Here is a 6,953-nt window from a genome sequence, read left to right on the forward strand (position 1 = left end):
GCGGCAACAGCTCAAGCGGAGGGCTTTCTCCGGATAAGCGGAGGCTAACAGAAGCGGAGATTCGATTCCGGATAGTTGGACGGCCTCCGGCATGCCGGAGGGTGCCCCGGGATCCGCTCCCCGGGCACCCTCCGGTGCGCCGTACGCCGCTACCGCCCGGGCCGGGCGGCAGCGGCGCGTACCGCTCTCACGGCGCGGTCTCGAACTCGGGCGGCTGCAGGCCGGCCAGGCAGCCGGTGTCCGGGGCGGCCGGGGTGTCGAAGAACGAGCGGGTGATCGACTGCGCGCACGGGGAGTCGGCGAACACCACGTGGGCGACGTAGGGGACGGTGACCTCGGTGGAGCGGCTGAGTGTGGCGGCGGCGTACGGGCCGCTGCTCGGGGCGGTCTGGGCGTCGAAGCCGCCGGACAGCACGAGGGCCGGGATGTCGCTGCGGGTCACGTCCCGGACCGAGGGCGGGGCGGCGGGCACGTCCCAGGCGCGGCAGTCGTCGTGGAGCCAGGCGAGCCCCGGGGCGTTGGCCAGCACCGAGTCGGGGAAGGACGGGAAGGCGCGCCGCCCGGCCTCGGTCACCTGCGCCTCGCTCTCGAACGGTGTCCACTCGCGGCAGAACACGCCGAAGGCGAGCCCGTGGGAGAGCCTGCCGACGGCCTGCGGGCTGAGTTTGCCGCCCGCCCACTGCTCGGCGATGCGCTGCGGGTTGCCGTGGGCGAGTTCGTCGATGGAGCGCGGCACGCCGGCCGCCAGGTGGCTGGCGTAGGTCAGCCAGTTCACCAGGACGCCGCCGTCCAGTACGACCTCCACCGGGTCCGGGTGGTCGGGGACGGTGACGGTGGTGGTGACCGGGTGGGCTTCGAGTTCGCCGACCAGGCGCTCGAAGGTGGCTTTCAGGTCCGGGTAGCGGTCGTTGCAGGCGCTCTGCTGGGCGCAGGCCCGGAAGATGCCGTCGAAGCCTTCCCGGGCGGCTTTCCAGGTCACGGCCCCGCCGGCCAGGGAGGGCGGCAGGACGCCGTCGATGCCGACGGAGCGGATGCCCTGGGGGTGATCGCGCAGGTAGAGCAGGGCCAGGTCGGTGCCGTAGGAGATGCCGAAGACGTTCCACTGCTCGATGCACAGTGCTTCGCGCAGATCGGCGTAGTCGGCGGCGCTCTCGGTGGTGTCGTAGGCGGCGAGGTCGGCGCCGAGGTCGGCCAGCTGGTCGCGGCAGGCGCGGGTCTGCTCGACGTGCAGGCGTCCGGTGGACGGTGCGCCGTAGACCAGGCCGAGGGCGTCGGCGTTGAACCGGTCGACGTTGGGGCAGGTGAGTGCCGGGTCGGCCGAGTAGGTGCCCCGCTGGGACATGAAGATGACGTCGCGGTCGCGGTTCAGGCCCCCGTCCAGGGCCAGTCGGATCTCGGAGACCGCGTCGTCGCCGGGGCCGCCGGCGAACCACACGATCGGGTCGGGCGCCGGGCGGTGGGTGGCGGCGGGCACGATCTCGACGCCGAGGGTGATCGTGCGCCCGTCGTGCCGGGAGCGGTTCTCGGGCACGGTGAGCGTTCCGCAGCGGGCCCCTTCGATCGGGGGTGCCGGGTCGGCCGTGCGCGGGCAGGGGCCGGGCTCGAAGCGGGCGTGGCCCGCGGTGCGGGCGAGCGTGCCCAGCGGCGCCCGGGCGGCGGGCTGCGTGCGGGCGGCGGCCTCGGCCCGGGCGGCGGCCTGGGCCCGGGCGGGCAGCGCGGCGGGGCCGGCGACGAGGAGGGCGGCGGCGGCCAGCGCGGCCGTGGTGCGTGCGCCCTGCCGGCGGCGCGGTGTGTGGCCGCGGTGTGGTCGTCTTCGTGGCGGCGGGCCGCCCGGACCGGTGTGCTGTTCCACCATGTGTTCCCGTCTGTGACGCCCCCGGCCGCCCCGGCTGGGACGGCCCCGGGGTGGCGCCGTCGGCCGGCGGAGGGTTCGCACGGGCGCCACCGGGGCCCAGCCTGTGTTCGCGCGTGGCCGGCGACCAGCGGTGCGCTCCACTCGGCGCAAGCCGGCCCCTCCCCCGTGGCTGCGGCACGGCGGGACGTGACGGGAGGACCGTGGCGCGGTGGTGCCGGTGTGGGGGTGTCAGCCGGGGGGGTGCCGTGGCGCGGTGGTGGCGGTGCGGGGTGGTGTGGCGGGGCCCCGCCGTCCCTGCCCGTGGGGGCGGCGGGGCCCTTCTTCCCACCCTGCGCCAGGTGGTGTGGTGGGGCTGCGGTCAGCGGACCGCGGCCAGGACGGGCCGCGCGGCCGCGGCCGGGGCGGCCTCGGCGGGGGCGCTCTGGCGGGGGCGGGTGCGGCAGTCGTCGGTGAAGGCGAGGGCGCGCAGGTGGTAGGGGCGGGCGGCGTGGCCCAGGGAGAGGTTGTGGCCGGCGCCGTGGGCGGTGACGAGGTGGGCCAGGCCGGGGGTGAAGGCGGCGGTCAGGGCGGTGCGGTGGGCGGGGTCCAGGCGCCACCAGTGCTCGTGTTCGGCGAGGGTCAGGCGCACGGGGACGCGGACGCGGGCGGCGAGGGCGCTGTAGCGGGCGGGCCAGCCGGCGAGTTCGCGGGATTCGAGGGCGGGGACGGGGGTGAGCAGGGTGCGGGCGGCGTGGAAGGTGCCGGGCGGGTAGAGGCCGAGGGGGCCCCAGTTGAGGCGGCCGCCGCCGGCGAGGTCGTCGGGGCGGTCCCAGGCGCCGGGGGCGTAGTGCTGGGCGAGGCCATTGATGTCGGCGCCGAGCAGGGGCAGGCGGGGGTCGTCGGGCCAGTGGGCGGCGAGGTGGAGGGCGATCTTGCCGCCGAAGGAGTGGGCGAGGAGCTGGACGCCGGCGCCGACGGGGTGGGCGCGGGCGTAGTCGGTGAGGGCGGCGTGGAGGGTGGCGGCCTGGTCGGCGATGAGCTGGCCGGCGGGCAGGCGGTGGGCGGAGGCGCCGTGGCCGGGGCGGTCGACCGCGAGGACGGTGTAGCCGAGGTCGGCGGCCAGGGTGAGCAGGCTGGTGTCGGGGTGGGCGGGGCCGGCGAAGTAGGCGGCGCGCATGCCGCGGCCGTGGACGGCGAGGATGACGGCCTTGGGTTCGCCGTGCTCGGGTTCGGCGACGAGGGCGGAGATGGGGATGCCGTCGGCGTCCAGGACCAGGGAGCGGGTGCGCAGGGGGTCGTTTCTCATGCCAGGGCCCCGGTGCGTGCGGTGTCGAGGGTGGTGAGCCAGGTGTCGAGGTCGTCGGTGCGCATGAGGGCGGTGCCGACGAGGAGGGCTGCGTAGCCGGCGTCCAGGAGGCGGGCGGCGGTGGCCGGGTCGGTGATGGCGGAGGCGGAGACGGGGGCGCGGCAGCCGGCGGCGCGGACGGCGGGCAGCAGGCGCAGGCTGCGGTGGAGGTCGCCTCGGTCGCGTTCGCGGGTGCGGATGTCCTTGTTGTTGACGGCGATGACGCACTGGTCGATGTCGGGCAGGTGGTCGAGTTCGTGGGCGTCGGTGATCTCGACGAAGGGGGTCAGGCCCAGGGTGAGGGCGCAGGTGACCAGGCGTCGCAGGGAGGTGGCGGGCAGGAGGGCGGCGGTGAGCAGGACGGCGGAGGCGCCCATGGCGTGGGCGGCTTCGAGTTGGGCGGGGCGGGTGAGGAAGTCCTTCTGCAGGACGGGCAGGGTGGTGGTGGCGGTGACGTCGCGCAGCAGGCGGGTGGTGCCGCCGAACCAGCGGCCGGTGACGACGGACAGGCAGGGGGCGCCGGCCTGTTCGTAGCGGGTGACGAGGTCGGTGACGGTGCGTTCGCCGAGGAGGTCGGTGCCGTGGGGGTCGCGGAGTTTGACTTCCATGATGAGGGGGCGCCGGGCGGCCAGCAGGGCGTCGATGAAGGTCATGCGGTGGCCTCCTGGAGGCGCGGGTGCCAGGCGCGGGTGAGGGCGGTGACGGCGTCGCGGGTGAGGCGGCCGGTGCGGTCGCGGGCGGCGGTGTCGATGTCGGCGCCGGCGTAGAGGGGGTGGTCGGTGACGGTGCGGTAGGTGTCGCGGTTGGCGGTGTTGAGGCCGCCGGCGAGGAGGAAGGGGATGGTGAGGCGGGGCAGCAGGGCGTGGACGTGGTCGGGGTGCAGGCTCTGGCCGGTGGAGCCGACGCGGCCGTCGTCGGTGACGGTGTCCAGGAGGAACAGGTCGCAGCCGGCGCGTTCGAAGGCGCCGGTGAAGGCGCGTTCGAGGCAGCGTCCGCGGGAGAGGTGGAGGACTTTGACGAGGACGGCGTAGGGCAGTCGTTCGCGCAGGTCGGCGACGAGGGCGGGGTTCTGGTAGGCGTGGAGCTGGATCCAGCGGATGCCGGTGGCGCGGGCGAGGCGGGCGAGTTGGTCGGCGTCGTCGAGGAAGGTGACGAGGACGGGTTCCAGGCCCAGGCGGATGGCGGTGGCGGCGAGGTCGGCGAGGCGTTCGGGTTCGAGGTCGGCGGGGCCGTCGGGGACGCCGTGCCACAGGCCGACGAGGGTGGGGCCGGTGTCGGCGAGCAGGGCGAGGTCGGCGCGGGTGCGGGCGCCGCAGACCTTGAGGTGTCCGGGGCGCAGGGCGCGGGCGGGGGCGAGGGCGGGGGCGGTCACTTGCCGAGTCCGAGCATGGCGGCGATGCGGTTGTACTGGATCTCGTTGCTGCCGGAGTAGATGGTGCCGGCGACGGCGTTGCGCACGTCCTTCTCCAGTCCGTATTCGGACATGTAGCCGTTGCCGCCGAAGACCTGGACGGCGGCGAGGGAGGTGGCGAGGTTGGACTCGCTGGTGAGGAGTTTGGCGATGGCCATGTCGACGGTGACGTTGTCACCGGCCTCGAGGCGCTGGGCGGTGTCGTAGAGCCACTTGCGGGCCGTCTCCAGGCGGATCTTGGTGTCGACGATCTTGTTGGCGACGGACTGGTAGGAGCCGATGGGCTTGCCGAAGGACATGCGGGTCTTGGCGTAGTCCAGGCAGCGGTCCAGACGGTGCTGCATCTCGCCGGTGTTGACGATGAAGGAGTAGAGGATCTCGCGTTTCATGACGTGGTCGAGGACCATGAAGCCGCCGCCGACGCGGCCCAGGACGCGGTCCTTGGGGACGCGGACGCCGTCGAGGAAGAGTTCGGACAGCGGGGAGGTGCGCAGGCCCATCTTCTTGATGGGGTTGCCGCAGCTGAGGCCGGGTGTGTCGGCGTCGAGGAGGAAGGCGGTGACGCCGAGGGCGCCGCCCTGGGGGTGGGTGCGGGCGTAGACGACGATGACGTCGGCGACGGGGCCGTTGGAGACGAAGGTCTTGGCGCCGGTGAGGATGAAGTCGTCGCCGTCGCGGACGGCGCGGGTGCGCATCTGCATGGCGTCGGAGCCGCTGTCGGACTCGGTGATGGCGTGGGCGCCGATGGCGTCGCCGGAGGCGATGCGGGGCAGGTAGGCCTCTTTGAGGGCGGGTGAGCCGAAGGCCTGCAGGGGGACGCCGGTGGAGGCGATGGAGGTGGTGACGGAGAAGTTGAGGCCTCCGTCGCGGCAGGTCTGTCCGAGGCCTTCGAGGACGTACATGGTGGTGAGCAGGGACTGGCCCAGGCCGCCGTACTGTTCGTCGAAGGGCAGGGAGAGGATGCCGGTCTTCTGGATCAGGCGCCACTTGTCGTGGGAGAAGGCGGCCTGTTCGTCGCCTTCGATGTGGCCGGCGCTCAGGTCGTCGCCGAAGCGGGCCAGGCCTTCGCGCAGGGCCCTCTGGTCGGCGTTCCAGCGGATCACGGTGTTGCCGCCTTCCTCCCGGGCCCGCCTCGTGGGGGCCCGGGGTGGCAGGCCGGCGCACGGGGTCGCCGGCGTTCGTCTGTTCAGAAGGTCTCGCGCTCGGGGCCGGGGTCGCTGCGGGCGCAGCGGGCGGCTCTAGTAGGCGGAGGAGTTGTGGGAGTCGAGCTGGTGGACCTCGTCGCCGCGCAGGGCCGGGGAGAAGACGCAGACCAGGCGCAGGTCCTCGTGGGGGCTGGCGACCAGGTAGTGGGCGTCGTGCTCGTCGAGGGCGTAGAGGCGGCCGGGGGTGATGGGGTGGGAGTTGCCGTCCATGTCGATGACCTCGCCGGAGCCTGCGATGCAGTAGCAGGCTTCCAGGTGGTTGCGGTATTCGAGGCGGGACTTGGTGCCGGCGTTGACGATGGTGTCGGTGAGGCTGTAGCCGAGGCCGTCGCCGGCCACCAGGAAGCGGCGGGACAGGCCGTTGCCCCACTCGACGGTCTTCACGTCGGCGATGTCGCGGATCAGCATGCCGGTTGTTCCTCTCGGGTGGTGGTGCTGGCGGGGGTGAGGGTGGTGGTGCCAGTGGTTCCGGTGGTGCCAGTGGTGACGCCGGTGGTGCCGGTGGTGCCGGTGGTGCCGGTGGTGCCGGTGGTGCCGGTGGTGGTGCGTCCGCCGGGTGCGTCCGGGTGCGGGGGACGGGTGGGGCGGAGGTCGGTGAGGAAGGCGCGCAGTTCCTCGACGGGGTCGAGGCCTTCGGTGTGGGCGTGTTCGATGCGGGCGACGGCGGCGGAGCCGACGATGGCGGCGTGGGCGCCGCTCTGGGCGACGGCGGCGAGGTCGGCGGCGGTCTTGACGCCGAAGCCGACGGCGACGGGGGTGGCGGGGGCCGCGGTGCGCAGGGCGGTGACGGTGTCGGCGAGGGCGCGGTGGCCGTGGGCGGGGGTGGTGCCGGAGCGGCCGTAGTGGGCGACGAGGTAGACGTAGGCGCCGGCGGCGCCGTGGGCGGCGGCGGTGAGGACCTCGGGGGCGGAGGCGGGGTAGCAGGTGGTGACCTGCGGGAGGTGTTCGTCGCGCAGGGCCTGCTGCCAGGCGGGGCGTACCCGTGGGGGCAGGGCGTGGACGAGCAGGGCGGCGGCTCCGGCGCGGGTGGTGGCGCGGGCGGTGGCGGCGGGGTCGCGGTGGCGCAGGCTGTGGCTCCAGTCGGCGAGCAGGACGACCTTGAGGCGTGTCAGGTGGGGTGTGAGGTCGGCGAGTTCGGCGAGGACGGTGTCCAGGGTG

Annotated in this window: 7 protein-coding genes; all 7 read right to left on the reverse strand. The window is 74.3% G+C overall.

Annotation, left to right across the window (positions count from 1 at the left end; translation table 11 throughout):
• Positions 1-187 precede the first annotated feature (187 nt).
• Positions 188-1,855 (reverse strand): alpha/beta fold hydrolase, encoded by a 1,668-nt coding sequence (locus ABTY56_RS28340; protein ID WP_350632031.1) that lies wholly within the window; start codon positions 1,853-1,855, stop codon positions 188-190.
• 358 nt (positions 1,856-2,213) lie between these two features.
• Positions 2,214-3,140 carry an alpha/beta fold hydrolase gene (locus ABTY56_RS28345; RefSeq protein ID WP_350632032.1) on the reverse strand — a complete coding sequence of 309 codons (927 nt, stop codon included), beginning with the start codon at positions 3,138-3,140 and terminating at the stop codon, positions 2,214-2,216.
• Entirely contained in the window at positions 3,137-3,832 is a 696-nt protein-coding gene (locus ABTY56_RS28350) for an indole-3-glycerol-phosphate synthase (RefSeq protein ID WP_350632033.1), read from the reverse strand. Before ABTY56_RS28350 ends, ABTY56_RS28345 begins: the two co-directional genes overlap by 4 nt.
• Positions 3,829-4,551: a phosphoribosylanthranilate isomerase gene (locus tag ABTY56_RS28355; protein WP_350632034.1), complete on the reverse strand. Its 723-nt coding sequence runs from the start codon at positions 4,549-4,551 to the stop codon at positions 3,829-3,831. Before ABTY56_RS28355 ends, ABTY56_RS28350 begins: the two co-directional genes overlap by 4 nt.
• A complete protein-coding gene (locus ABTY56_RS28360) occupies positions 4,548-5,693 on the reverse strand; it encodes an acyl-CoA dehydrogenase family protein (RefSeq protein WP_350632035.1) in 1,146 nt (381 codons plus the stop codon). The genes ABTY56_RS28355 and ABTY56_RS28360 overlap by 4 nt, the downstream gene beginning before the upstream one ends.
• Positions 5,694-5,828: 135 nt before the next feature.
• On the reverse strand, positions 5,829-6,203 hold the full coding sequence (locus tag ABTY56_RS28365; protein WP_350632036.1) for an ectoine synthase: 375 nt from the start codon (positions 6,201-6,203) through the stop codon (positions 5,829-5,831).
• Positions 6,197-6,953, reverse strand: a 757-nt coding sequence (locus ABTY56_RS28370) for a tryptophan synthase subunit alpha (protein ID WP_350632037.1), incomplete at its 5' end; no start/stop codon positions are given. The genes ABTY56_RS28370 and ABTY56_RS28365, both read right to left, overlap by 7 nt.

This window comes from Kitasatospora sp. NPDC097691 (assembly GCF_040302665.1).
In the GTDB taxonomy this organism is placed as follows: domain Bacteria; phylum Actinomycetota; class Actinomycetes; order Streptomycetales; family Streptomycetaceae; genus Kitasatospora.